Genomic DNA, 24,475 nt, shown 5'->3' with positions numbered 1-24,475 from the left:
TAACGTTTCGTTAATCACCTTCTTGCCCGGTTGCCGGAAAAACCGGGTCTTTGGCCTTTGACGGCGCCATTTAATCAAGGCTTCACCGCGTTTTGCTACCGGCTGCACCTAAGGATAGGTGAGATGCATCTGCTGTTCGCCACATCGATCGTGCCCGATGGCGCACTCGCCTCGGGCTACGAGATTGCCAACGCCGCGATCATCGACGCGCTACGGCGCGCCGGCGTGCGCGTGACGGTGATCGGCTTCATCTGGCCGGGCAAGACCCCGTCGGATCCGCAAAACACCATCGTGCTCGACGCCGTCGAGGTCCGCACCGAAAGCGCCTCATCGCTGCAAAAGCTTGCCTGGCTGGGCAAGGCGGTTTCCTCCGGCCTTACCTTCTCCTCGGTCAAGCTGCGCGTTGTCTCCGACGCTGAGCTGCGCGCCGTCATCGATCGCACCGGTCCCTTCGACGGCTATGTGCTGAATTCGGTGCAGTTCGCCGGCGCCTTCGAGAAGGTTCTCGCCGACGGTCCATTCGTCTTCGTGGCGCACAATGTCGAGCATCGCTCCGCCGAGGAGAACGGCGCCGCTGCCGGCAGCGCGCTTCAGCGCTGGATGTTCCGCCGCGAGGCCAGGCTGCTCAAGGTCATGGAGGAGCGCCTTTGCGGCGCCGCGCGCTTTGTCTTCACGCTGGCCGAGGAAGACCGCGCGGCACTTGGCGTCGCCTCCGACACACGCTCGGCGGTGCTGCCGCTGGTGACCCGCGCGCAGGCGCCGACAAGTAAGGCGAGGCGCCATATCGAGTGCGACGCCGCGCTGATCGGCACCTGGACCTGGCAACCGAACCGCATCGGGCTCGACTGGTTCCTGACCAAGGTGGTGCCGCACCTGACGCCTGATTTCCGCGTCAGGATCGCCGGCAACATGCCTTCGGGCGTGGCTTCGGCACATCCCGGCGTTTCTTTCATAGGAAGGGTTCCGGATGCGCAGGCCTTCGTGCGCGGCGCCGCCGTCATCCCCTTGATCAGCACCGCCGGCAGCGGGGTGCAACTGAAGACCATCGAGACCTTCGAGCTCGGCCTGCCGTCCGTCGCCACCAGCCGCTCGCTGCGCGGCATCGGCTATCGCCCCGACAATTGCGTGGTGACCGACGATCCGGTCGCTTTCGCCGCCGCCCTCCAGGCGGCAGCGGCCAATGTCCGCGATGTCGATGGCAGCGCCTTCCATCGAGGTCAGCTGAAGGCGCTCGACGCCGCGATCGGGCTTGGCCTGGAGAAGCTCGGCGCTGTCAGGCAGGAGGTCGCCGCATGAACGTGCACACCGCGCGCGCCGCCTTCGGCTTCGATACGCTCAAGACCATCCTGGGCATTCCGGTGCTGGGCATACGCTGCGATGAGGCCATCGCCCTGCTTACTAGGCTGGTCGACGAGCGCCGCTTCACCAAGGTGAGCTTTCTCAACGCCCACAACGCCAATTTGGCTTGCACCGATCCGGTCTTTGCCGAGGCGCTGGAAAACTTCCTCATCCTCCCCGACGGCGTCGGCGTCGATATGGCGGCAAAGCTGCTTTACGGCGCGCCTTTCCCCAGCAATCTCAACGGCACCGATTTCATTCCGGCCTTCCTGCAGGCTTCGTCGCACCCGCTGACGGTGGCGCTGCTCGGCACGACGCGGGCCAATGCCGAAGCCGCATGCGCGAAGCTGTCGACGCTCGCTATGCAGCACAAATTCGTTGTCATCCATGACGGCTTCTTCTCCGCCGCCGAGGAGCCGGCAATCCTCGATCGCATCGCCAGGCTGCGGCCGGACGTGCTGCTGGTGGCGATGGGCGTACCGCGCCAGGAATTGTGGATTGAGCGCCACATCGACAGCCGCCATTGCACGCTGCCGGTCGCCGTCGGCGCGCTGCTCGATTTCATGAGCGGCTCGGTGCCGCGCGCGCCGCTGTGGCTGCGTCGGCTGCGCCTCGAATGGCTGTTCCGCCTCTGGATCGAGCCCGGCCGCCTGTGGCGCCGCTATATCGTCGGCAATCCGCTCTTCCTGTGGCGCGTCTTCAGGCAGAAGCTGTCTTTGGGCCCGCGACCTGCGGAGGCGCGCCGGTGAACAGCCGTTTCGTGCCGGACACCGCAACCAAAATCGAACCGCTGCCGCGCGCACCTTTGGCCGCGATCGTCACCGCGAGCTACGCGCCGGATTTCGAGCGCTGCCGGCTCTTGTGCGAAACCATCGATCGCCACGTCACTGGCATGGCGCATCACTACATCCTCACCGAACATCGCGACGTCGCGCTGTTTCGCCAGCTGGAATCCGGCCGCCGCAGCGTCGTCGACGAGCGGGATCTGTTGCCGCGCTGGCTGCATGTTTTCGACGATCCGCTGAGTGGCTTTCGCCGCCGCATCTGGCTGAGCTTCAGGACGCAGCCGCTGCGCGGCTGGCATGTGCAGCAACTCCGCCGCATCGCCATTGCCGGCCATGCAAAGGAAGACGTGCTGGTGTTCTGCGATTCCGACGTCGCCTTCCTGAAGCGCTTCGACACCGGCGCCTTCTGGCGCGACGGCAAGGTGCGGCTGTTCCGGCGCGACGGCGTGCTGTCGAACGACGGACACGACGAGCATCGCATCTGGTCGCGCAATGCCGGCACGGCACTCGGCATCGATCCCGCCAATCGATCGAGCCAAGATTACATCTCGACGCTGATCGCCTGGCGCCGCGAGACAGTCAACGCAATGTGCGAGCGCATCGAGAAGGTGCATGGTCGCGACTGGGTCGGCGTCCTCGGCTCGGCGCGAAGATTCTCCGAATGCATGATCTATGGCCGCTATGTCGACGACGTGCTCGACGGCGCCGGCCATTTCCACGGGTCGGAGGAATTCTGCCGCGTCCACTGGAACGGCAAACCGCTCTCGGATGACGAGTTCCGCCACTTCGTCGACACCATGGCGCCGGAACAGGTGGCGATCGGCATGCAGTCCTTCATCGGCACCGATATCGGCCGCATCCGCCGCCTGATCGGCCTGCAATAAACCGCGCTGAGATTCAGGTCAGGCCGAGTCGGAGTCGAAGACGGGCGCGAAGCGACCAAACAAGGTGGGTTCCGAGAACCGGAGCGGAGCGTACTTAAAGTACGTGAGCACCGGAAGCGCAGGAAGCCGCCATTTGCAGACCGGCCTCACCTGAATCAGATCGCCTTGGCTGGCCGGCGCATGGCCGAGTAAGTCAGCAGCATCGAGGCGAGATAGAGCAGCAGGAAGACGATGTTGAGCGACAGCACCAGATTGGCCGTGTCGGGTATGGTCGTCAGCACATAGGTGAGCAGAACCGCCTTCAAGCCGGCAAGCAGGCCGAGATTGATTGCCCTGACCGCCGTCTGGCCGCGCGCGAAGAGAAGCTCGGCCTGGTATTCGACAAGGTTGCGCAGTCCCGGCACGCAGACCGCGAGCGCGACCAGCGGTGCTGCCTCGGCGACATTCTTGCCAAGCGCGTTCGGAAAGAAATGCAGCACGACGCCGAGCGACACCAGCGCCAGCGTCGAGACCAGGAACACGCCGCCTTCGATGCCGCTCTTGACCGTCAGCCGCGACAGCAGCTCCGGCGCCCGCATCATGCGCTGCACCAGCATCATCGAGAAGGTGCGGATCGGGATCGCGGTGAGGTCGACCAGCCGCATGATGATGGCGTAGATGCCGGCCAGATGCGGTCCGCCTATCGACAGCACCAGCAGCTTGTCGAACTCCATCTGCAGGTAGAACAGCACTTCGGATCCGGCGACATAGATGGAATCGGCGAGCCGCCGGAAATAGAGCTCGCTGCGCAGCCTCAGCCGCTGGCGCGGATAGAAGAAGACGAAGGCGATGATGAGCGAGGCGGCATTGGCGCCGATATAGAACAGCGACCAAACGCCGATGCTGTGCTGCGCGGCAAGCATGAACAGGATGGCGCCGACTGCCCGAAGCGCCGTAGCCAGGATGGCAAGCACCGCAGCGCGCCCGAACTTGCCGAGCCCGTTGTTGACGATCAGCGCCACTTCGACCGGCCGCCACAAAAGCGCCTCGGCGAAGACGACGGCGGCAAAGGCCGACAGCGGCATCGTGCCGGCGAAGAAGATCAGGTAGACGATATAGGAGGCGGCGGCGAGGAACGGCAGCGACAGGACGCCGAGAAGCATGAAACCGGTGGTGAAGGTGCCGATCAGGTTGGGGCGGATCGTGGCGGTGCGATAGAGCGCCGAGATGAAGCCGAAGGCGAGGATGCGCGACAGCATGATGCCGGCGGCCGAAGCGGTGGCGAACATGCCGAACTCGGCGATCGAAAGCGTGTTGGCCAAGGCGATGAAATAGGCCAGCGAGAACACCAGTCGGCCGCCGGCGCCGCTGATGGCCGAGAGATAGTCGAATACCAGTTTTCGGCGGGTGGCCACGAAGTGGCCGATCCGCGCGAAGCTCCGCCTTTGCGGCATGTCGCTGGCCTGGGTCATGTCGGGGCGATTGATAGGCCGGAAAGTTTAACGCGTCGTTCTGGCGACGGCTTCGGCGCCGCCGAAATGCCGCGAACAAGGCGAGAAACCGCGTCGGCCCGGGTGCGAAATTAACCGTTTGTTTCCTATGCCCGTTTAGCGTGGCTTAACGATTGGCCGATCCGCCGCGCCCACGCCGCCAGAGAGCAAGTTCCAGAACAATGGTCGACAGGGATAACCGTGATGACTGGAGGCGCGAGCGTTCGCTGCTGGCGCTCGGTCAGGCCATGCGCGGCGAGGACAACACGGTTTCGATCGGCGACCGGGCCAATTCTTCCTGGCGCGAGGACGCCGCCGCGCGCCATCGCGCCGCGCGTTCCGAGCGCGAAGGGAAGTTGAATCCGCGGCCTGACGATATCGACGGATTTGGCCTTGATCCGGCGCAAGCGGAATCGGAGCCGGTCAAAACCGAACATGACTGGCGTACAAGAAATCGGCCTGCGTCGCCCGAGCCGCTCCGTGAAGCGCCGGAGGAGAGCCCGCAGCCGCAAGCCGCGCCTGCACCGCGTCACACGAGCCGGCCGCCAGCCGAGAACGATTCCCAGGAATGGAAACCGCTGATCGACCCCATGCAGGTCGTGCACGGCATCACGCGGTCCAAGGCGTTGATCCTGTCGACGACCATCCTGGGCGCCGCCCTGGGCGTCGCCATCGCCTTGTCGACACCGAAGAAATATGAGGCCACCACCGACGTCATCGTCGACCCGCGCGATCTCAAGCTCACCGATCGCGACCTGACCCAGAACGTCATCGCCTCGGATGCGACGCTCGCCATCGTCGAGAACCAGGTCCGCATCCTCACCTCTGGCACTGTCCTCAACAAGGTCGTCACCGATCTCAACCTTACCAACGATCCTGAGTTCAACGGCCAGGGCAATGGCGGCTTCGGCCTGATGTCGACGCTGCGCTCGATCCTGTCGCGGCAGGATGCGGGTGCTGCGGACGAAGCGCGCAAGCGCGCATTGGCGGTCGGCAAACTGTACGACAGCCTCGACGTCGAGCGTGGCGGCAAGACCTTCGTGGTCTCGGTCAGCGCCACGACGCAGAACGCCGAAAAATCCGCGCTGATCGCCAACACCATGGTCAAGGCTTTCAAGCAGATTTCCAGCGAGATCCAGTCGAGCACCGCGGGCCGCGCCAATGACGAGCTCACCGCCAGGCTCGACGAATTGCGCAAGGGCGTCGAGACGGCCGAGCGCAATGTCGAGGATTTCCGGGCGACCCACGACCTCGTTGACGCGCAGGGCCGCCTGATCAGCGACGATCAGATGCTCAAGCTCAACGAGCAGCTTTCCGTCGCCCGTGCCCGCACGCTCGAGCTCAACGCCCGCGCCGCCTCGGCGCGCTCGCTGAACGTCAATTCGGTGCTCGGCGGCACGTTGCCGGAAGAGGTCAATTCCAACATGATGAGCGAGCTGCGCTCGCAATATGCCGCGCTAAAGCAGGAAGCCGACCGCGCCGAGGTCAAGCTCGGGCCGCGCCATCCGGAGATCGAGGCGCTCAACGCCCAGCTTGCCGGCGCGCGCGAGCGCATCGGCGCCGAACTGCAGCGCATCGCGTCCTCGCTGCAGGTCGACCTGAAGCGCTCCGTCCAGCTCGAGCAGGACCTTTCCTCGCGACTGGCGCAGGCCAAGGTGCAGAGCGGCGACGTCAACAACAACCTGGTCTCGCTGCGCGAGCTGGAGCGCGAGGCGGCCGCCAAGCGTTCCGTCTACGAGCAATTCCTGCTGCGCGCCAAGGAAACCGGCGAGCAGAAGGACATCAACACCGCCAATATCAGCGTCATTTCGGAGGCCTATGCGCCGCTGCAGGCCAAGGGACCGTCGCGTGCGGTGATGGCCATCGCCGGTCTGTTTGCCGGCCTGTTCGCCGGCATCGGCCTCGGCGGTTTGCGCGGCGTCTATGCGAGCCTGCGCGAGACGGCCGACAGCCGTTCTCGTCGCTGGGGCGACGAGCGTGTTCCAATGGTGGAAAACAGTTCCGACAGGGCCGCTCCGCCGCCACCGAATGTGACCCCGCCGGCGCCCCCTGTCGCTCCGCCTCCGGCTCGGTCATTCACGTCGCCGCCCCTGGCCGCGCCTGTCGCGCCGCCGGCTCCGTCATTCGCGCCGCCGCCGGCCGCATCCTACACGCCGCCTGCCTCACCTTCGGCGCCGCCTCCGATGACGGCTGCGGCGCAGCCTGCCGCCGAACCCGTCGCACCGCCACCGCCGACGCCGGACAATGACGCCGGCCGTCCGGGGCTTTTCGGCTCGCTGGTCTCGGCGCTCCGCTATTTCGTGCGGCGCGAGCCGGCTGAAACGGTGGATCTGGACACTGTACCGCCCGAGAGCGTCTGGCGCGCGCCAAACCGTGAAGAGCGTCATGCCGGGGCTGAGACGCAGGCGCGGGAGAATTTCCGGCCGCCATACGAGCAGGGCTATTCTTATTCCTATCGGCCGGACCATGGCCGGACCGATCCGTATGAGGATCATTATTCGGCATCACCCGCCGCCTATGATCCGCAACCGCCAGTCCCGGTCGACGCCCGCAAGTCGTCCGCCGACCAGCAGGGTGAGATTGACGAGATCCGCGCCAGCCTTCAGGAATTCCGCGAGGCAGTGCGCGAGCTGACCGAAAGCCGCTCGCGCCGCCGCTATTTCTGAGGCGCCCGTATTTCTGGATTGATCGTGTTTCTAGACCGCTTGCGGTTCGATAAAAGCGGCCGGTTTCGGGTTTACGGCATCCGACGACGCTTTGACGGGATTGCCTTGTCGAATTTTCGTGAAAATGCCGCGCTGCATTTCGGCCGCAAGCGTCTCGCTCTGGTGGATCGACAATGCCGATCGAGGAATGAGGCCATGCATCGGCCTCGTAGCGAAGCTGAGGGTTGGTGATGGCCGAAGTGATTGATGGAAAGAGTGTCGCCGAGGATGTGGTTTCGAAGGTCAAGGCTTTGACCGCGGAGCTGTCGGCCAAGGGAGCCACCAAGCCCGGCCTTGCCGTGGTGATCGTCGGCGAGGATCCGGCAAGCCAGGTATATGTCGCCTCGAAATCGCGCACCGCCAAGGAATGCGGCTTCCATTCGCTTCAGCATACACTGCCGGCCGACACCAGCGAGGAACAACTGCTGAAGATCATCGGCGACCTCAACGCCGACAAGTCGATCCACGGCATCCTCGTCCAACTGCCGCTTCCGGGCCATATCGACGCCGGCAAGGTGATCCAGACGATCGCGCCGGAGAAGGATGTCGACGGCTTCCACTTCATCAATGTCGGCAAGCTCGGCACCGGCGAGTTGGAGACGGCCTTCGTGCCCTGCACACCGGCGGGCTCGATGCTTCTGATCGAACGCGTGCGCGGCAAGGACCTTTCCGGCCTCAACGCCGTTGTCGTCGGCCGTTCCAACATCGTCGGCAAGCCGATGGCCAATCTGCTGCTCGCCGCCAACTGCACGGTGACCATCGCCCACAGTCGCACTCGGGACCTGCCGGCGTTGGCCCGCACCGCCGACATCCTGGTCGCCGCCGTCGGTCGCCCGGAGATGGTCAAGGGCGACTGGGTGAAGCCCGGCGCGACCGTCATCGACGTCGGGATCAACCGCATCCCCGCGCCGGAGAAAGGCGAAGGCAAGAGCCGCCTGGTCGGCGACGTCGCCTATGCCGAGGCGGCCAAGGTCGCCGGCGCCATCACGCCGGTTCCCGGCGGCGTCGGGCCGATGACCATTGCCATGCTGATGGCGAACACTGTAGCTTCCGCCTACCTCGCGGCCGGGCTGAAGCGGCCGTCCTTCTGATCGAAAGCAGATCCTTGCCGAACCTTACTGCTCCTATCGAACGGCCGATCACGAACGATCCCGTTCAGGGCGGCCGTCAGTTCGGCTTCCTGCTGGTCGACAAATTCTCGATGTTCTCGCTGGCCGCCGCCATCGACTGCTTCCGCTCGGCCAACCGCCTGCTCGGCCGCGACTTCTACGGCTGGACGACGATTTCGGCCGATGGCGACGCGGTAATGGCTTCGAACGGCCTGCCGCTGAAGATCGACTATTCGGTCGCCGACATGCCGCCCGTCGACATCCTGTTCGTCTCGGTCGGCCTCACCACGGAATTCCCCGGCAAGAGCAAGGTGCTGGCGGCGCTGCGCAGCTGGGGCCGGCGCGGCAATGCGCTCGGCGCCCTCTCGGTCGGTTCCTATCTGCTGGCCGAAGCTGGACAGCTCGACGGCTACCGCTGCACCATCCATTGGGAGAACCGCGCCGGCTTCATGGAGCGCTTTCCCGACATCAACTGCACCGGCAATGTCTTCGAGATCGACCGCAAGCGCTACACCTGCGCCGGCGGCACTACCTCGATCGACCTGATGCTGGAGATCGTCCGCGGCGATTTCGGCTCCAACCTCGCCAATGGCGTCGCCAACCAGTTCCAGCACGAACGCATCCGCTCGGCGGGCGACCGCCAGCGCGTCGGACCGGAGCGCGACCTCACCGGCAAGTCGGAGAAGCTCAGGCGCATAGTCGAATTGATGGCCGACCATCTCGACGAGCCGCTGTCGGCCGTGCAGCTCGCCAAGTCGGCCGGTCTGTCGGTGCGCCAGGTCGAGCGCCTGTTCCTGCGTCACCTCAGCGTGACGCCCGGCCGCTACTATATGCGGCTGAGGCTCGAACGCGCGCGCGAGTTGCTGCGTCAGACCAACATGCCGATCCTCGACGTGGCGATCGCCACCGGCTTCACCTCGCATTCCTACTTCGCGCAGAGCTACCGGCTGCAGTTTGGCCGCCCGCCATCGGAAGAGCGGCGCACCACCTATTGAGTTTCAGAAGGCGATATGCAGCCCGGCCTTGAAGGCCTGGCTGGTCGTGCCGCCGCCGAATTGCCCGGAATAGCCGATGCCGAGCCGCGAGGCCGCGCTTGTCTGGATGTCGAGGCCAAGGTCGACCAAGGCGGCGTCGCGCGCGATCGGCGTCCCGGCGATGGTGAAAGGGTCCTGGCCGGCAAAGGCCACGCCGATCCTCGGCGCGGCGTCGCCGAAGGCATGGCGCCAGCCGAGGAATCCACGCGCCGTCGCGCTCATGCCGCCAAGATCGAAGGCCGCCGATCCCCTCACGCCCAGCGTCGAGAACGTGACGGTATTGTCGAGACCCCCGCTGGTGAGCGCCGCCGCCCCGCCGTCTTCGCTGAAGGCATCGCTTCCGGTCGCTACATAGGCCAGCGCCGCTGTCGGTTCGATAGTGGCACCAGCCGCATGAAAGGCGTAGCCGGCTTCGCCGAACACCTGGCCGGTATGGCCGTCATATTTGGCGGAAAGCCTGTCGGAGAAACCCGGGAAGGCGACCGAACGGTCCGTCTCGATGGTCTGCCAGGCATAGGCAGCGCCGCCGCGCAGGGCGAAACCACCCAACTGGCCGCCGCCATAGACCGCGAGATGGATGCTGTCGGCCGAGCCGCTGGAGGCACGATCGTCCACATCGAACGTGCCGCGGCCATATCCGGTCAGAACGCCCAAACGGACATTGTCGGCGACCTCCGCGTCCAAACCGGTGAAGAACCCGCCGGAATGCGTGCCGAAGTCGGCGGCATTGCCGTCGCTGCCGCGGTCGCTGGGGGCGCCATAGGCCTGGCCCCACAGGCCCGGCGCGGCGGAGCTCGCGGCGAGGCGGACCCGGTCGAGCGCCGCCTCACGCACGAAACGGCTGTCGTCCAGCAGCAGGCCTGAGGCCGAGGCGTGGATCTCGCCGGAAAGCGCGTCGAAGGCGGCGCGGGCGCCGGGAACATCCAGCATCAGCACCGCGTCGAAAATGGCGTTGCCGCCTCCGAGCCTCTGCAAGCCGGCGCCGGTGGCGCGCTGGTTTGGCGTGCCGCCAATGGCGTCGAGATCGATGCTGTTGCGCTCGAGCGTCAGGTAGACATTGTTGACGTCATAGGTGAGCGTAGGCGCCAGGAATGCGAAATTCGAAATGACGCCGGAAAATGTTCCGGTGCGGCCAGCGGTGGTCGCGATGATGGTGTAGCTTGTCGAAGGCAAGTAGGTGCCGCCGGCGGCCAGCACCTGAACGGTGCCGCCGTTGATCGTGGTCGTGCCGGTGACGGAAAGGAGATCCGCCTGTCCGGCCGAGTTGGCCTCGATCTGGAGCGTCGATCCCGAGTTGAAGACCACGCTGCCTTGCACCGACAGAGTTCCGATCGAATTCCCTGCGCCGATAGTGCCGTTGTTGGTGACGGCGCCGACGATCGTTCCGGTGCCGCCGAGCACTCCCCCGGATTGGACTGCGACAGCCGGGCTGGTGAGTTGGCCGTTGATATGCAGGACGCCGCTCTGGACCGTTGCGCTGGTGGCGAACGTGCCGCTGCCGTTGAGGCCCCAGTCGCTGCCCTGCATCGACAGCGTTTCGAAATTCTTGAACTTCGCGATGGTCTCGCTGCTGGTCCCTTCCAGAATGAGGTTGTCCGTGCCTGTTCCGCCCAGAACATTACCGTTCAGGACCGAGCCGGTTTGCAGCCGAACCGTGTGCGTGGCTCCAACCGTGCCGCCACCCGCCGACGTGAAGTTGATGGCGTTGACCGCGCCGGAAATGGTGCCGCTGTTGACGACTTCGGCCGCGGCGGTATTGCGCGTCAGGATGCCGTCGGAATTCACCGAAGCGATGATGCCGCTGTTCGCGATGGCGCCGCCGCCGGTGGCCTCGACGGCTGGACCTCGTGATGACCGCATGGAGCCGGCATTGCTGAACGATGTGAAGACCGCGCTGGCGCTGCCGTAGACGCCGTTATAATCGCCGTAGATGATGCCCGTGCCGGTGTTGGTGAACGTAGATGGCCCGCCCTGCATCAACACGCCGGTGCTGTAACCCGTTGTCTTTGTCGCCTGAATCGTGCCGCTGTTGAACAAGCTGCGCGATGTGCCTTGCCCGATCGACACCGCGTTCAGGCCCGTTGCGGTCGTGATCGTGCCGCCGGCATAGTTGTTGACCGCTCCGCCGAACCACATCGTGACGCCTTCGACGCCGCCGGTGATCGTCCCGTAATTGTTGACGGTGCCAGGGCCGCCCGTTGGCGGCTGGCCAAACGGTTTGTAGCCGAATGTCATGGCGGTCGCGCTGCCGGTGACAGTTGCCCCGCTCGCATTGGTGAATGTGCCGCCCTGGTTGAACTGGACCGTGTTGCCGCCGGCGATGGCGCCCTCATTGGTTAGCGTCCACGGCTGCAGCGTGGCGCTGATGGCCGGGCTCGCGGGACCGACGGTCACGCCCGCGTTTATCCGGGCCGTCGTTCCCGTGAATGTGTCCAGATTGACTGCGCCGGTATTGGCGGTGATTTCGACGTCGGCCGCGCGGGCGGAAACACAAGTCGCGGCAAGCGCCAATGCCAGGCTGCTTGCCGTGACCGTGCGTCCGCGCGGCCTGCCCGTCTGCCCGCGCGGTTTCCGCCGCCATCCGTCAGGCCGAGCCGACTCTCGTCCTTTTGATCCCAACATCGCCAACCCTGAACCCCACCGTTGACCCCAGGTTGCGATATAGGCGGGCGGCTGGCGGGCGGTCACCCTAGCGGAAACGAGAGGCCCGGCCTTATCGTGATGTGCTCAAAACCCGGCAGAAGGGCGGATGGAACGGCTGGGCTTGTCTCCCGGCGCCGCCTCAAATAGCTTTCCCGACGCGGACGGGGGTTCACTCAGGAGATTTTCATGGCGGGACTGGCACGGAGCGTCGCTGCGGCGATTCTCCTTTTGTCGATGACCACCTTTGGCTTTGCCGCCAACAAGGTCATCATCATTCTCGATGCATCGGGCTCCATGTGGGCCCAGATCGACGGCAAGCCGAAGCTGGAGATCGCGCGTGAATCGCTGCGCACGGTGCTGCAGTCGGTTCCGGCCGACGACGAGATCGGCTTCATGGCCTATGGCCATCGCACCAAAGGCAGCTGCGACGACATCGAGCTGATCGTGCCGCCGCAAGCCGGCTCCGCCAGCGCCATTTCGGCGGCGGCCGACAGCATGAAATTCCTCGGCAAGACGCCGCTGACGGCTGCGGTCAAGCAGGCCGCCGAGGCGCTGAAATATACCGAGGACAAGGCAACCGTGGTGTTGATCACCGACGGCCTGGAGACCTGCGGCGGGGATCCCTGCGCGCTTGGCAAGGAGCTGAAGGAAAGCGGCGTCGACTTCACCGCCGATGTCGTCGGCTTCGGCCTGACCGCCGACGAGGGCAAGCAGATCGCCTGCCTCGCCGAAAACACCGGCGGCAAATACATCCAGGCCTCCGACGAGAAGGCGCTGCAGGATGCCCTGGTCGAGACCGTGGCGGCCCCGGCTCCGGCCCCCGCGCCAATTCCCGAACCAGCGCCGGCTCCCGCGCCGCAGGCAGCGGAGCTCGACTACAATCTCATCCCGACGGCGCTGCTGAAGGAGGGTGGTCAAGCGCCGAAGTCCGACGTCTTCTTTGAAATCTTCAAGGATGATGCCAAGGGCACGGGCGGCGAGCACGTCGACTACGGCTACAACACCGTCAAATTCAAGCTCGCCGCCGGCAACTATATCGTCGTCGCCACCAGTGGCGCCGCCAGGGCCGAGCAGAAAGTCTCACTGACGGCCGACAAGGCGACGGAACCGGCGCTGAACCTGAACGCCGCCGAGATATCCATCCATGCGCGACCGGCGCCCGGTGCCGATGTCGACCGTGCGGCGCAGATCACCATCGCCTATCCCGGTGGCACCTCGGACGCGAATTATGGCGAGGCCAGGTCCGTCGTCCCGACCGGCGAGACAAAGGTCACCGTCAGCCTGGGAGCCGGCCAGGTGAGCGAGACGATGCAGCTCGTTGCCGGCCAGGTCGTCGACAAGGACATGATCGTCGGCGTCGGCAAGGCCAAGGCCAACGCCTTCTACACCCAAGGCGGCGAGAAGGCCGGCACGGACGTATCCTGGAAAGTGTACAAGGCCGCCAAGAAGCTCGACGGCACCCGCGATCAGGTGACCTATGCCTACGGGCCCGACAGCCAGTTCGACCTGCCGCCCGGCGACTACGTGATGGGCGTCGACGTGCAGGCGGTGTCTGCCGAGCAGCCTTTCAGCGTTACGGTCGGCCAGATGACCGACGTCAACGTGACGCTGAATGCCGGTGTCCTGGCGGTCGATGCGCCAGGCGCGGACGGCTTCAAGATCTATGAGGCCAAGAAGAACATCCAGGGCGAACGCAAGCAGGTGACCTACGCCTATGGCGAGAAGATGCAAACGACGCTTGCCGCGGGCGACTATGTGCTCGTGACCAACTTCACCACCGACAAGGCCGACAAGGAAACGCCTTTCACGATGAAGGCCGGTGAGCGCAACGAGCTGACCGTGCAGTAGTGATCGCGATCACGACAAACGGAAGGGGCGGCCTTGAGCCGCCTCTTCCGTTTGAAAGGTCAAAGCGTCAGGCGTTTCCGAACGCCGCCGCCCCATGGTCGGCGCGGCCGACCAACTGGCGGAAGCCGGCGAACAGCTCGCGGCCGAAGCCGAACTCGTTGCCGATCAGATCGGCATCCGCCGTGCGGCGCAGCGCGAATTCCGTTCCCGGCACCAGCACCTCGAGTGTGCCGGCATCGGCGTCGAGGCGGATGACGTCGCCGTCATGGATCCTGGCGATCGGACCGTCCTCGACCGCTTCCGGCGTCACGTGGATCGCCGCCGGCACCTTGCCGGAAGCACCCGACATGCGCCCGTCGGTCACCAGCGCCACGCGCTGGCCGCGATCCTGCAGGATGCCGAGCACGGTGGTCAGCTTATGCAGTTCCGGCATGCCGTTGGCCTTCGGTCCCTGGAAGCGGATCACGGCGACGAAGTCGCCGGCGAGCTGGCCGGCCTTGAAGGCGTCGTTCAGCGCCTGCTGGCTGTCGAACACCTTTGCCGGTGCCTCGATGACGCGCCGCTCTGGCTTCACTGCCGAGGTCTTGATCACCGCGTGGCCAAGGTTGCCGCCGAGCACCTTCAGCCCGCCGGTCGGCTGGAACGCCTTGTTCACTGGCGCCAGCACCTTTTCGTCGCCGCTGACGGCCGGTGCCGCTTCGCGCACCACGCTGCCGTCGTCGCCAAGCCGCGCCTCGACCGCGTATGGTCGCAAGCCTTCGCCCCACACCGTCTGCACGTCCTCATGCAGCAAGCCTTCGTCGAGCAGTTCGCGGATCAGGAAGCCGAGGCCGCCGGCGGCATGGAAATGGTTCACGTCGGCAAGCCCGTTCGGGTAGACGCGGGCAAGCAGCGGCACGGCCTCGGACAGGTCGGAAATATCCTGCCAGGTGAGCGCGATGCCGGCGGCCGCGGCCATGGCGATCAGGTGGATCGTATGGTTGGTCGAGCCGCCGGTGGCGTGCAGGCCGACCACGCCGTTGACGATCGAACGCTCGTCGATCATGCGCCCGACCGGCGTATAGGCATTGCCGAGCGCGGTGATCGCCAGCGCGCGCTTGGCCGCTTCCCTGGTCAGCGCGTCGCGCAGCGGCGTGCCTGGATTGACGAAGGAGGCGCCGGGGGTGTGCAGCCCCATGATCTCCATCAGCATCTGGTTGGAATTGGCGGTGCCGTAGAAGGTGCAGGTGCCTGGCCCGTGATAGGATTTGGACTCCGCCTCCAGCAGTTCGGCGCGGCCGACCTTGCCTTCGGCATAGAGCTGGCGGACCTTGGCTTTCTCGTCATTCGCGAGCCCGGTCGTCATCGGTCCTGCGGGGATGAAGACGGCCGGCAGGTGCCCGAAAGTGAGCGCGCCGATCACCAGCCCGGGCACGATCTTATCGCAGACGCCGAGGAAGACCGCGGCGTCGAACATGTTGTGCGACAGGCCGATCGCCGCCGCCATCGCGATCACGTCGCGCGAGAACAGCGACAGCTCCATCCCGGGCTGGCCTTGGGTGACGCCGTCGCACATGGCCGGCACGCCGCCGGCGACCTGAGCGATACCGCCCGCCTCGCGCGCGGCTTCCTTGATCAGCGCCGGGAACGTCTCGAAGGGCTGATGCGCCGACAGCATGTCATTGTAGGAAGTGATGATGCCGAGGTTCGGCACGCGGTCGCCGCCAAGCGCGATCTTTTCCGACGGGCTGCACACGGCAAAACCGTGGGCAAGGTTGCCGCAGCCCAGCACCGCCCGATTGGCGGTATTGCTTGACGCTCCGGCGATGCGGCCGAGATAGGCTTCTCGCCCGGCTTTCGAACGTTGGCGGATGCGTTCCGTGATGGCTTCGATATCGCGTCTGGCTGTCATGGTCCGTCCTTTCGAGCCCGGTAAGCGTCCTCCCTTGCCACCGGGCTGTCCTCATATGAAATCAGGGTGCCCAGAACACCTCTATCCGTCTCGGCGCCGCTTCGAGCACGCTCCGGATCGGCTTTTTAGCGCCTGGACCCATCGCGCCGTTGAACGCTGTGCGCTTGTCCTCGCCTTCGATGTGCAGCGCGACGAAGCCGGCGGCGACGATGCGTGCCATCGACAGCGTCAGCCGCGGCTCGCCGCCGCTCGCCGCATGCACCGGCAGCACGATCCGCTGGGACGCCGGGTCGAGCAACTCCTCGAGGTTGCCGGCATCGGGAAAGAACGAGGCCGTATGGCCGTCGCCGCCCATGCCCAGGATCACCACGTCGAGCGGCCAGGGCAGCGACCGCAGCGCTTCGCTGTCCGCCGCCGCGGCGTCCTCGATGCTTGCCGCCTCATGGTAGAGCGGCGCGAAGCGCGCCGCCGCTGCCTTGTTCTGGAGCAGGTTCGCCGCCACCAGCCCGGCATTCGATCGCGGCGAGGAGGGCGGCACGAAGCGCTCGTCGACCAGCGTCACGGTGACCCTGTCCCAGGCGATCGGCGCGGTCGACAGCGCGGCGAACAGCTTCGCCGGCGTGGTCCCACCCGAAACGGCAAGCAGCGCGGTGCCGCGTTCCGAGACGGCCCGGGTCAACCGGTCTGCGATCTCGCCGGCAAGCGCCGTCGCGAGGTCCTGGCGATCGGCAAAGCCGTTCCAGCCGTAGCTGACCTCGCTCAATTGCTCTCGTGCCATGTCCGTCCGTCACGTTCGATCAGCGCGATCGAGGCCGACGGCCCCCAGGTTCCGGCCGTATAGCCCTGGGCTTCCTGCCTTGCGCTCTCCCAGGCGTTCTGGATCGGGTCGATCCATTTCCAGGCCGCCTCGACCTCGTCGCGGCGCATGAACAGCGTCTGGTTGCCGCGCACCACATCCATGATCAGCCGCTCATAGGCGTCCGGCGCGCGCGCGTCGAAGGACTGGGCGAAGCTCATGTCGAGTGAAATCTGGCGCAGGCGCATGCCGCCCGGGCCGGGATCCTTGATCATGATGTATTGTTTGACGCCTTCGTTCGGCTGCAGCCGGATCACCAGCTGGTTGGCGAAGATCGGTCCGGCGCTGTCGCCGAAGATCGAATACGGGATCGGCTTGAACTCGATGACGATTTCCGAGACGCGGGTGGCGAGCCGCTTGCCGGTCCTCAGATAGAAGGGAACGCCGGCCCAGCGCCAATTGCCGATCTCCGCCTTGACGGCGACGAAAGTCTCGGTGTTGCTGTCCTTGCCGAGTTCCTCGACATAGCCCTTGACGGGACCGCCCGCCGAGGCGCCGGCGCGATACTGGCCGCGCACCGTATGCTTGGGCGCCTCGTTGCCGTTGATGCGCTTCAATGCCCTGAGCACCTTCAGCTTCTCGTCGCGCACCGCATCGGCGTCCATGGACGACGGCGTTTCCATGGCGACGAGGCAAAGCAGCTGCAGAATGTGGTTCTGCACCATGTCGCGCAGCGCGCCGGCCTTGTCGTAATAGGTGACCCGGTCTTCGAGGCCGACGGTCTCGGCGACCGTGATCTGAACATGGTCTATATGCGCCGAATTCCACAGCGGCTCATAGAGCGCATTGGCAAAGCGCAGCGCCATCAGGTTCTGCACCGTTTCCTTGCCGAGATAGTGATCGATGCGGAAGATCTGGCTTTCGTGGAAATCGTCGCCGACCGCGTCGTTGAGGGCCCGCGCCGAGCTGAGGTCGCGGCCGATCGGCTTTTCCAGCACGATGCGCGAATTCGGCGTGATCAGATTGTTCTGCTTGAGCTGATGCGAGATGTCGCCAAACAGCGCCGGCGCCACCGCGAGGTAGAAGGCGCGGATGCGGTCGCTGTCGCCGATAGTCTTCTTGAGCTCGTCGAAGCCGGCGCCTGTGGTCGCGTCAGCCGAAACGTAGGAAAGCCGCGCCAAGAAAGTCTCAAGCTCCTTGGCATCGACATCGGCTGGTTTCACGTGCTCGGATATCGCCTTCTTGGCGAAGGCCTGGAATTCGGCGTCGCTCATCTTCGCGCGCGATGTTCCGATGATGCGCGTCGGCTCGGAGAATTGATGATCGCGCTGGCGATGGTAGAGCGACGGCAGGAGCTTGCGTTCCGACAAATCGCCGGTGCCGCCGAAGATGATGAAGTCGAAGGGATCGACAGGAATGATCTGGCTGGTCATGGTCAGTCCGATTTGATGCCTGATACCGGCAGCGTGGTTGGTATATTCTAATCGATTTAAATTTTCCAGTGCCATGGTGTCACAGGCAGGACCAATCGCTTGCACTTGCATCGGCCCACATGTTTCCCGACACTCGCGCGCTGCCGGCAAGCTTGTCGGCAAGCCATGGCTTCCGGCAGTGTTCGCGCCTGCACCATAGAACGTGAATGTGACGAAAGCTAAGGGAGATCGCTGCTGAAATCCAATGAGCGGGAAAGCCATGCGTCTGGAAAACAAGGTCGCCATCATCACGGGTGCCGCGTCGGGCTTCGGCGCGGGCATGGCGAAGCGCTTCGCCGAAGAGGGCGCGCGCGTGGTCGTCGCGGATCTCAACGCCAAAGGCGCCGAGCGTGTGGCCGACGAGATCGGCAACAAGGCTATCTGGACCCAGACAGACGTGTCCCTGCGCTCCGAATTCGACGAGATGATCTACGCTGCCAGGAGCGCGTTCGGCCGCATCGACATCATGGTCAACAATGCCGGCTTCACCCACCGCAACGGCGATATGCTCGGCGTCGATGAGGAAACCTTCGACCTGATCACCGCGGTCAACATGAAGGCGATCTATCATGCCGCGCTCGCCGTCGTGCCGATCATGGACCGGCAGGGCGGCGGCGTCATCCTGACTACGGCCTCGACGGCCGGGTTTCGGCCGCGGCCGGGACTGACCTGGTACAACGCTTCCAAGGGCTGGGCGATCACCGCCACCAAGTCGATGGCCATCGAGCTGGCGCCGAAGAACATCCGCGTCAACTGCCTTTGCCCGGTTGCCGGAGAGACCGGCATGCTGGAGAAATTCATGGGCGCCGACACGCCTGAAATCCGCGAGAAGTTCCGCGCCTCGATCCCGCTGGGCCGGCTTTCGACACCCCTCGATATCGCCAATGCGGCGCTGTGGCTGGCCTCGGATGAAGCCGCCTTCATAACCGGCGTGGCGCTGGAGGTCGACGGCGGGCGCTGTATTTGAGCAGTTTGACTCTAGCGTCCGTCCCAAGGATAATGGATCGGGGTAGGGGAACTGGGCGTGATCAAGATCAGGCGGCGTCAAATTCGCGACGATCTGAGCTGGCGCATGCGCTGCTATCGGGCAGAGCGTGCTCGTGCTTGAGCGCAGAAAGGGTCGCTACGAACGGCTGCTCGGCGGGTTAGGTTTCAGGCGCCGGTCTTGACGTAGCTTTTGTAGACCCAGCCGTGCTTGCCGTTATAGACGATTTCACACCACTGCTTGCAGTTCATCACCTGCACCGACGCCTTGGCTGGCACCGTGGCGATTGCGGCGGCGCCCTTCTTCGGGCCGGAACGCATGGTGACAGATCTTAAAATGCGTCCGTTGGCGGCCGCGCCGACCTTCTGGGGTTTCGGTTTGGGCTGCGCTGCGTTGTCAGTTGCTGCCGGATCGGCGTCGGGAGCCTGTGGCTTGGCCTCGGGAATGGCCGCGGTCTGGGCGCCGTCCATCTTGTCGCCCGGCGTCTTCGCGGCCGTCTCGCCCACCGGCGCGGGTGCGGCAACCTGCGACAGAGCGTCGGAGGCGTCGTTCTCCGCGGCCGGTTCGGCGAAGGCCGTGTCGGTTGATTGCGCAGCGCTCGGCTCGGCGGCTTGCTTCGATGGAACCGGTTTATCCGCTGCCTGCTCCGACGGGGATTGTGAGTCGGAAGCGGTCCAGCGGGGGCTGTTCGACGACAGCGCCGGAATGCTGGCTAGGCGGGCCGCCGTCGTCGGCGTAACGGCATCCGCCTTGCGCGCGGCCTGCGGTGCGGCTGCTGCGACGCTGACCGCGGCGGCGGCCGGAGCGATCTTCGTCGTCTTCACCGGGATTGTCGGCACGGTCTGCTCGGCGCCGGCCGTGGCAACCTGCCGGCCGCTGCCCGGAATGCACAACCACAGCGCCACCGCGGCCACGCCGAGCAGCGCGACCGTGCCCACCGCTGCAATGACCAGATGCGCGTTCGACTGTACCTTCTGCCAGAAGGATGGCCGTACGTTATAGCCGAACTGCATTGTGAAGCGCTGCCGTTCCGGCGTGCCGAAACTGAAGGGCTCGTTCACTAAAACCACCTCCAACAAGCAGGCCGACGTTCTTTCGATCATTGCCGCGCGGGTTGGCATCGATCGGCATCGGTCCCGAAATCATTGCGGACAGGTCCGCGAAAGTCCCCGGATTATCGCCCAGAACGGCATCTTTCGTCGCTGATTATGGCATGAGTGAGCCATTTTGCGAAATTCTGTGCACTTGTTAATGCTTCTACAACCTGCCCTGTGCAAGCCGCCTGCGTCGAATCGACGGCGCCGGCTGGGCTGCAAGCGTTAAATCCTGTCGCGCAGGGCGAACCAGCTGAGTGCGAGAAACAAGAGCGGCGCGCGAAAGCGGCGGCCACCAGGGAAGGGGGGGATATTCAGGTCCTCGATCAGTTTCAAGCGGTCGCGATTGCCGGCAATGGTCTCGGCATAGAGCTTGCCGAAGAAGTTCGACAGCATGACGCCGTGGCCGGAATAGCCGCCGATCGAAATCACATTCGGCATCACTTCGCGCACGAACGGCTTTCTCGGCATCGTGATGCCGACATAGCCGCCCCAGCCATGCGTGATCTCGACATCCTTGAGGTCCGGGTAGAGCTCGGCGATCTGCCTGCGGATGTGGATATGGATGTCCTTCGGATCGTTGACGCCGTAGACCTCGCGGCCGCCGAACAACAGCCGGCCGTCTTTCGACTTGCGGAAATAGCGCACCACGAAACGGGAATCGTCGACGGACTCGCCGCCCGGCAGCACTTTAGAAGCGGCGCCGAGCGGCACGGTCGCGCCGATGAAAGAGCCGATCGGCATGATATGCGCCGCGCTCACCGGCTCGAGATTACCGCCATAAGCGTTCACCCCGATCAGGCACTTGTCGGCGATGATCGTGCCCTTGCGCGTCGTGACCCTCACCTTGCCGCCATTGGAAACGATGCCGGTTGACGGCGTCTGCTCGAAGAGATGCGCGCCGGCCGCCGCCGCCACCTTCGCCGTGCCGATCACCAGCTTCAGCGGATGGATGTGGCCGGTGCCGATGTCGCGGGTGCCGCCGAAGTAGCGCGACGAGCCCAACCGCTGCGCCGTCTCCGCCGCGTCCATGAAGCTGACATGCGGATAGCCGAAGCGGGTCGCCATGATCTCGGCGTGGCGCTTGTAGTCGTCGACGTAACGCTGCTTGTGCGCCACCGAAAGCTGGCCCGGCATATAGTCGATGTCGATGGCGTTGGCGGCCGCAAAGTCCAGCAGATGCGCCTTGGCTTCCTCGGCCATGTCGAACAGCGCCTTGGCGCGGGTAAGGCCATATTCGGCCTCCAAATCCTCCGCCCAGGCGCGCTGCCCGGTGCCGAGCTGGCCGCCATTGCGCCCCGACGCGCCATCGCCGAAGCGATAGGCTTCGATGAGGACGACATTTGCGCCGGCCTTTGCGAGGTGCGCTGCGGCCGAGAGGCCGGTGAAGCCACCGCCGACGATCACGACGTCGCAGGTCCGGTCGCCATCAAGCGCAGGATATTCAAGTCGAGGACCGGCTGTATCCTCGTACCACGAGCGGCCGGGGGAAATGGGGGATTGGTAGGGCATGGGAACGCCAGTGAATGGTGAGTAGTGAATGGTGAATGGCTGTGCGACGCACGCTGGCTGCGTTCACCCGTCCAAGATGAAACTGCTCACCATTTACTACTCACCATTCAGGCGACGAAGTCGCCACTCACACATTCAGCAGCAGATACTCTCGCTCCCACGGGCTGATCACTTCCATAAAAGTTTCGAACTCGGCCCGTTTGATCGCGGTGTAGGTGGCGGCGAAGGATTTACCGAGGATGGCGCCGAGCTCTTTGTCGTCCTCAAACAGGCCGACGGCTTCCAGAAGGCCGCGCGGCAGGTCGATTTCATCCGCATTTGCGGTCGTCAACACCGGCGGCTCCGCCTTAATCTTGTTGTTCATGCCGACCAGCCCGCAGGCGAGCGACGCGGCTAGCGCCAGATAGGGATTGGCGTCCGACGACGGGATGCGGTTTTCGACGCGCCGCGCCGCCGGGTCCGAGCGCGGCACGCGAAAGGCGGTAGTGCGGTTGTCGTAGCCCCATTTGTTGTTGACCGGAGCCGAGGCCTGTTGCGTTAGCCGGCGGTAGGAATTGACGTAAGGCGCAAACATCACCAGAGCGTTCGGCACATGCTTTTGCATGCCGCCGATGAAGTGGAAGAAAGCATCTGTCTCGGAGCCGTCCTCCGCCGAGAAAATGTTCTTGCCGGTCTTCTTGTCGACCACAGACTGGTGGATATGCATGGCCGAGCCCGGCTGCCCCTGGATCGGCTTGGCCATGAAGGTGGCGTAGATCTCGTGCTTCAGGGCCGCTTCGCGGATGGTGCGCTTGAACATGAACACCTGGTCGGCGAGCTCGATCGGGTTGCCGTGACGCAGATTGATCTCGAGCTGGCCGGCGCCCTCCTCGTGGATCAGCGTGTCGATCTCCAGGCCCTGCCGTTCCGAAAAATGGTAGATGTCGTCGATCAACTCGTCGAACTCGTTGACGCCGGCGATCGAATAGCCGGCGCCGCCGCCGATCGGCCGGCCCGAGCGCCCGACAGGCGGCGTCAGCGGATAGTCCGGATCGGGGTTCTTGCGCACCAGATAGAATTCGATCTCGGGCGCCACCACAGGTTTGAGCCCGCGTTCGTCATAGGCGGCAAGCACCCGCTTCAGCACGTTGCGCGGCGTGAATTCGACGGAGCGGCCGTCCTGATGCACGAGGTCGCAGATCACCGCCGCCGTCGGGTCTTCCTCCCACGGCACGACCGTCAGCGTCGAGAGATCGGGAAGCAGCTTCAGGTCGCCGTCATCCTCGGGATAGTGGAAGCCGTTGCCGTCTTCCGGGTAGCCGCCGGAGATCGTCGTCATGAACACCGCCGAAGGCAGCGCCAGCGAGGTGTTGGAGGTGAATTTCTTCGACGGCATCATCTTGCCGCGGGCAACGCCCGCCTGGTCCGGCGTGATGCATTCGATATCCTCGATGCCGCGCCACTCCAGCCAGGCGCTGGCTTCCTTCCAGTTCTTCACACCGCGTTCGTTTTTCAAGAAGGCAGGCGTGCGGGCACGTCCCCCCCGGCTTGACGGACGGACTTCCTTTTTTTCAGGCGGCATCATTCACCAGATTGTGTTTGCGGATTTCGAAGTATAGCCGGGCGCCATGGCGGAAGGGAAGGGGAGGCGCCGGGCGCGTGCTCAGGGAGCCGCTCCTTGCGAACCGGCTGGCAGCGCCGGGCAAACGCGTCTACACCACGTGTTCGCGAGGAGGATGAGGTGGCATGTCCGCTCTTACCACAATTGGCTTCGATGCCGACGACACGTTGTGGCAGAATGAGCAGTTCTTCCGCATGACCGAGAAACGCTTTGCCGAAATGCTGGCGGATCACGGCGATCACGAGCATATCGCGGCAAGGCTGCTCGAGGCGGAAAGGCGTAACCTCGCCCTCTACGGCTTCGGCATCAAGGGCTTTACCCTGTCGATGATCGAGACAGCGGTCGAGATCACCGGTGGTGAGGTGTCTGGTTCGATCATCGGCGAGATCCTGGCTGCCGGCCGCGAGATGCTCGGCCACCCGATCGAGCCGCTGCCGCATGCGCGCGAGACGGTCGAGAAGCTGGCGGGCTCCTACCATCTGGTGCTGATCACCAAGGGCGACCTCTTCGATCAGGAGCGCAAGCTTGCGCAGTCGGGAATGGGTGACCTCTTCGACGCGGTGGAGATCGTCAGCGACAAGAGCGCCGCCACCTACGCCCGCATCTTCAGCCGCCATGGCCGTGGTCCGCAGAACAGCATGATGGTCGGCAATTCCCTCAAATCCGACGTGGTTCCCGCCATCGAGGCCGGCGGTTGGGGCATCCATGTGCCGCACGAATTGACCTGGGCGGTCGAACATGCCGAGGCGCCTGTTGCGGCGCCGCGTTTCCGCCAGATCGCCGATCTCGGCGAGTTGCCGAGCCTGGTCGAGACCATCGCAAAGGCCGGTTGAACGCCGTCCAGTCTAGCCGCGCCCTATCAGGCGATCGACCACCGGTTGCAGCCTCTCGGGCGTGATCGGCTTGGCAACGACCGCATCGACCACGCTCGACAGCCCAAGGCTCTCTTGCGTGCCATTCCTGGTTGAGAGCAGGATAACCGCGGGCAGCGGCTTGCCGGAGACGCGCCGCAACGCGTCAATGGCCGACATCAGCCCGTCGCAATCCTTGTTGTCGGGGCCGCCGTCGAGGATGACCGCGCCGGGCAGATGTCCGGCCAGCGTCTTCTCGGCGGCCTCGGGCGGTTCCGAGATCGGCTTCAGTCCCGACTTCTCGACGATTTTCGACACCACGACCCGGTTGATCGACGATTTTCCGACGACGAGCACCTTGGAAAAGTCCGTCGTCATCGCGCCGGCGCGGGCTGCCGGTTTCAGGTGTCTTTCGGAATCGTTGCGATCGGCGGGGCACATCGGCGGGCGGGCACTCCG

The 24,475-nt window shown here is 64.8% G+C and carries 18 protein-coding genes; 9 read left to right on the top strand and 9 right to left on the bottom strand.

Annotated features, from left to right (window positions below; all coding sequences use genetic code 11):
* Nucleotides 1-123: 123 nt before the first annotated feature.
* The 3 genes from DPM35_RS30220 to DPM35_RS30210 are packed head-to-tail and all read left to right on the top strand — an operon-like array spanning nucleotide 124 to nucleotide 3,007.
* A complete protein-coding gene (locus tag DPM35_RS30220) occupies nucleotides 124-1,296 on the top strand; it encodes a glycosyltransferase family 4 protein (RefSeq protein ID WP_112131137.1) in 1,173 nt (390 codons plus the stop codon).
* Nucleotides 1,293-2,087 carry a WecB/TagA/CpsF family glycosyltransferase gene (locus tag DPM35_RS30215; RefSeq protein ID WP_112131136.1) on the top strand — a complete coding sequence of 265 codons (795 nt, stop codon included), beginning with the start codon at nucleotides 1,293-1,295 and terminating at the stop codon, nucleotides 2,085-2,087. Before DPM35_RS30220 ends, DPM35_RS30215 begins: the two co-directional genes overlap by 4 nt.
* Nucleotides 2,084-3,007: a DUF6492 family protein gene (locus DPM35_RS30210; protein WP_112131135.1), complete on the top strand. Its 924-nt coding sequence runs from the start codon at nucleotides 2,084-2,086 to the stop codon at nucleotides 3,005-3,007. Before DPM35_RS30215 ends, DPM35_RS30210 begins: the two co-directional genes overlap by 4 nt.
* Nucleotides 3,008-3,162: 155 nt before the next feature.
* Here DPM35_RS30210 and DPM35_RS30205 read toward each other — a convergent pair whose 3' ends face one another.
* Nucleotides 3,163-4,458, bottom strand: a complete 1,296-nt coding sequence (locus DPM35_RS30205; RefSeq protein ID WP_112131134.1) for a lipopolysaccharide biosynthesis protein — start codon at nucleotides 4,456-4,458, stop codon at nucleotides 3,163-3,165.
* 200 nt (nucleotides 4,459-4,658) lie between these two features.
* Here DPM35_RS30205 and DPM35_RS30200 point away from each other — a divergent pair, with 200 nt between their 5' ends.
* The 3 genes from DPM35_RS30200 (at nucleotide 4,659) to DPM35_RS30190 (ending at nucleotide 9,285) form a co-directional block, all read left to right on the top strand.
* Entirely contained in the window at nucleotides 4,659-7,142 is a 2,484-nt protein-coding gene (locus tag DPM35_RS30200) for a GumC family protein (RefSeq protein WP_112131133.1), read from the top strand.
* Between the two features lie 230 nt (nucleotides 7,143-7,372).
* On the top strand, nucleotides 7,373-8,272 hold the full coding sequence (gene folD, locus DPM35_RS30195) for a bifunctional methylenetetrahydrofolate dehydrogenase/methenyltetrahydrofolate cyclohydrolase FolD (RefSeq protein ID WP_112131132.1): 900 nt from the start codon (nucleotides 7,373-7,375) through the stop codon (nucleotides 8,270-8,272).
* 14 nt (nucleotides 8,273-8,286) lie between these two features.
* On the top strand, nucleotides 8,287-9,285 hold the full coding sequence (locus DPM35_RS30190) for a GlxA family transcriptional regulator (protein ID WP_040988147.1): 999 nt from the start codon (nucleotides 8,287-8,289) through the stop codon (nucleotides 9,283-9,285).
* A 3-nt stretch (nucleotides 9,286-9,288) separates the two neighbouring features.
* On the opposite strand, the gene DPM35_RS30185 is transcribed toward DPM35_RS30190, so the two are convergent.
* A complete protein-coding gene (locus DPM35_RS30185; RefSeq protein WP_146768013.1) occupies nucleotides 9,289-11,718 on the bottom strand; it encodes an autotransporter outer membrane beta-barrel domain-containing protein in 2,430 nt (809 codons plus the stop codon).
* A gap of 435 nt (nucleotides 11,719-12,153) precedes the next feature.
* On the opposite strand from DPM35_RS30185, the gene DPM35_RS30180 reads away from it, so the two are divergent.
* On the top strand, nucleotides 12,154-13,815 hold the full coding sequence (locus DPM35_RS30180; RefSeq protein ID WP_112131130.1) for a vWA domain-containing protein: 1,662 nt from the start codon (nucleotides 12,154-12,156) through the stop codon (nucleotides 13,813-13,815).
* A gap of 67 nt (nucleotides 13,816-13,882) precedes the next feature.
* On the opposite strand, the gene edd is transcribed toward DPM35_RS30180, so the two are convergent.
* The 3 genes from edd to zwf all read right to left on the bottom strand — a co-directional run bounded on the left by edd (nucleotide 13,883) and on the right by zwf (nucleotide 17,935).
* Complete coding sequence (gene edd, locus DPM35_RS30175) at nucleotides 13,883-15,706, bottom strand: phosphogluconate dehydratase (protein ID WP_112131129.1); 1,824 nt, start codon at nucleotides 15,704-15,706, stop codon at nucleotides 13,883-13,885.
* 61 nt (nucleotides 15,707-15,767) lie between these two features.
* A complete protein-coding gene (gene pgl / locus DPM35_RS30170) occupies nucleotides 15,768-16,484 on the bottom strand; it encodes a 6-phosphogluconolactonase (protein ID WP_112131128.1) in 717 nt (238 codons plus the stop codon).
* A complete protein-coding gene (gene zwf / locus DPM35_RS30165; protein ID WP_112131127.1) occupies nucleotides 16,466-17,935 on the bottom strand; it encodes a glucose-6-phosphate dehydrogenase in 1,470 nt (489 codons plus the stop codon). Before zwf ends, pgl begins: the two co-directional genes overlap by 19 nt.
* 259 nt (nucleotides 17,936-18,194) lie before the next feature.
* Between zwf and DPM35_RS30160 the strand changes: the two genes are divergently transcribed.
* On the top strand, nucleotides 18,195-18,941 hold the full coding sequence (locus DPM35_RS30160) for an SDR family oxidoreductase (RefSeq protein ID WP_112131126.1): 747 nt from the start codon (nucleotides 18,195-18,197) through the stop codon (nucleotides 18,939-18,941).
* 185 nt (nucleotides 18,942-19,126) lie between these two features.
* Here DPM35_RS30160 and DPM35_RS30155 read toward each other — a convergent pair whose 3' ends face one another.
* The 3 genes from DPM35_RS30155 to DPM35_RS30145 all read right to left on the bottom strand — a co-directional run bounded on the left by DPM35_RS30155 (nucleotide 19,127) and on the right by DPM35_RS30145 (nucleotide 23,129).
* A complete protein-coding gene (locus DPM35_RS30155; protein WP_181592228.1) occupies nucleotides 19,127-20,020 on the bottom strand; it encodes an SH3 domain-containing protein in 894 nt (297 codons plus the stop codon).
* 258 nt (nucleotides 20,021-20,278) lie between these two features.
* Nucleotides 20,279-21,565 (bottom strand): NAD(P)/FAD-dependent oxidoreductase, encoded by a 1,287-nt coding sequence (locus tag DPM35_RS30150; protein ID WP_112131125.1) that lies wholly within the window; start codon nucleotides 21,563-21,565, stop codon nucleotides 20,279-20,281.
* A gap of 127 nt (nucleotides 21,566-21,692) precedes the next feature.
* Nucleotides 21,693-23,129, bottom strand: a complete 1,437-nt coding sequence (locus tag DPM35_RS30145; RefSeq protein WP_425373430.1) for a glutamine synthetase family protein — start codon at nucleotides 23,127-23,129, stop codon at nucleotides 21,693-21,695.
* A gap of 161 nt (nucleotides 23,130-23,290) precedes the next feature.
* Between DPM35_RS30145 and DPM35_RS30140 the strand changes: the two genes are divergently transcribed.
* Nucleotides 23,291-23,998 (top strand): HAD family hydrolase, encoded by a 708-nt coding sequence (locus DPM35_RS30140; protein ID WP_112131124.1) that lies wholly within the window; start codon nucleotides 23,291-23,293, stop codon nucleotides 23,996-23,998.
* Between the two features lie 12 nt (nucleotides 23,999-24,010).
* On the opposite strand, the gene DPM35_RS30135 is transcribed toward DPM35_RS30140, so the two are convergent.
* Complete coding sequence (locus DPM35_RS30135; protein ID WP_245431712.1) at nucleotides 24,011-24,394, bottom strand: DNA-binding transcriptional response regulator; 384 nt, start codon at nucleotides 24,392-24,394, stop codon at nucleotides 24,011-24,013.
* Nucleotides 24,395-24,475: the final 81 nt, after the last annotated feature.

The sequence above is a fragment of the Mesorhizobium atlanticum genome, assembly GCF_003289965.1.
Lineage (GTDB): Bacteria > Pseudomonadota > Alphaproteobacteria > Rhizobiales > Rhizobiaceae > Mesorhizobium > Mesorhizobium atlanticum.
This window is presented reverse-complemented; position numbering and strand designations above follow the sequence as displayed.

Coding starts and splice junctions, on each gene's coding strand:
- pgl (WP_112131128.1), bottom strand. CDS start 16,484: ATGGCACGAGAGCAATTGAGCGAGGTCAGCTACGGCTGGAACGGCTTT.
- zwf (WP_112131127.1), bottom strand. CDS start 17,935: ATGACCAGCCAGATCATTCCTGTCGATCCCTTCGACTTCATCATCTTC.
- DPM35_RS30215 (WP_112131136.1), top strand. CDS start 1,293: ATGAACGTGCACACCGCGCGCGCCGCCTTCGGCTTCGATACGCTCAAG.
- DPM35_RS30220 (WP_112131137.1), top strand. CDS start 124: ATGCATCTGCTGTTCGCCACATCGATCGTGCCCGATGGCGCACTCGCC.
- DPM35_RS30180 (WP_112131130.1), top strand. CDS start 12,154: ATGGCGGGACTGGCACGGAGCGTCGCTGCGGCGATTCTCCTTTTGTCG.
- DPM35_RS30160 (WP_112131126.1), top strand. CDS start 18,195: ATGCGTCTGGAAAACAAGGTCGCCATCATCACGGGTGCCGCGTCGGGC.
- DPM35_RS30135 (WP_245431712.1), bottom strand. CDS start 24,394: ATGACGACGGACTTTTCCAAGGTGCTCGTCGTCGGAAAATCGTCGATC.
- DPM35_RS30140 (WP_112131124.1), top strand. CDS start 23,291: ATGTCCGCTCTTACCACAATTGGCTTCGATGCCGACGACACGTTGTGG.
- DPM35_RS30145 (WP_425373430.1), bottom strand. CDS start 23,129: ATGATGCCGCCTGAAAAAAAGGAAGTCCGTCCGTCAAGCCGGGGGGGA.
- DPM35_RS30200 (WP_112131133.1), top strand. CDS start 4,659: ATGGTCGACAGGGATAACCGTGATGACTGGAGGCGCGAGCGTTCGCTG.
- DPM35_RS30205 (WP_112131134.1), bottom strand. CDS start 4,458: ATGACCCAGGCCAGCGACATGCCGCAAAGGCGGAGCTTCGCGCGGATC.
- edd (WP_112131129.1), bottom strand. CDS start 15,706: ATGACAGCCAGACGCGATATCGAAGCCATCACGGAACGCATCCGCCAA.
- DPM35_RS30150 (WP_112131125.1), bottom strand. CDS start 21,565: ATGCCCTACCAATCCCCCATTTCCCCCGGCCGCTCGTGGTACGAGGAT.
- folD (WP_112131132.1), top strand. CDS start 7,373: ATGGCCGAAGTGATTGATGGAAAGAGTGTCGCCGAGGATGTGGTTTCG.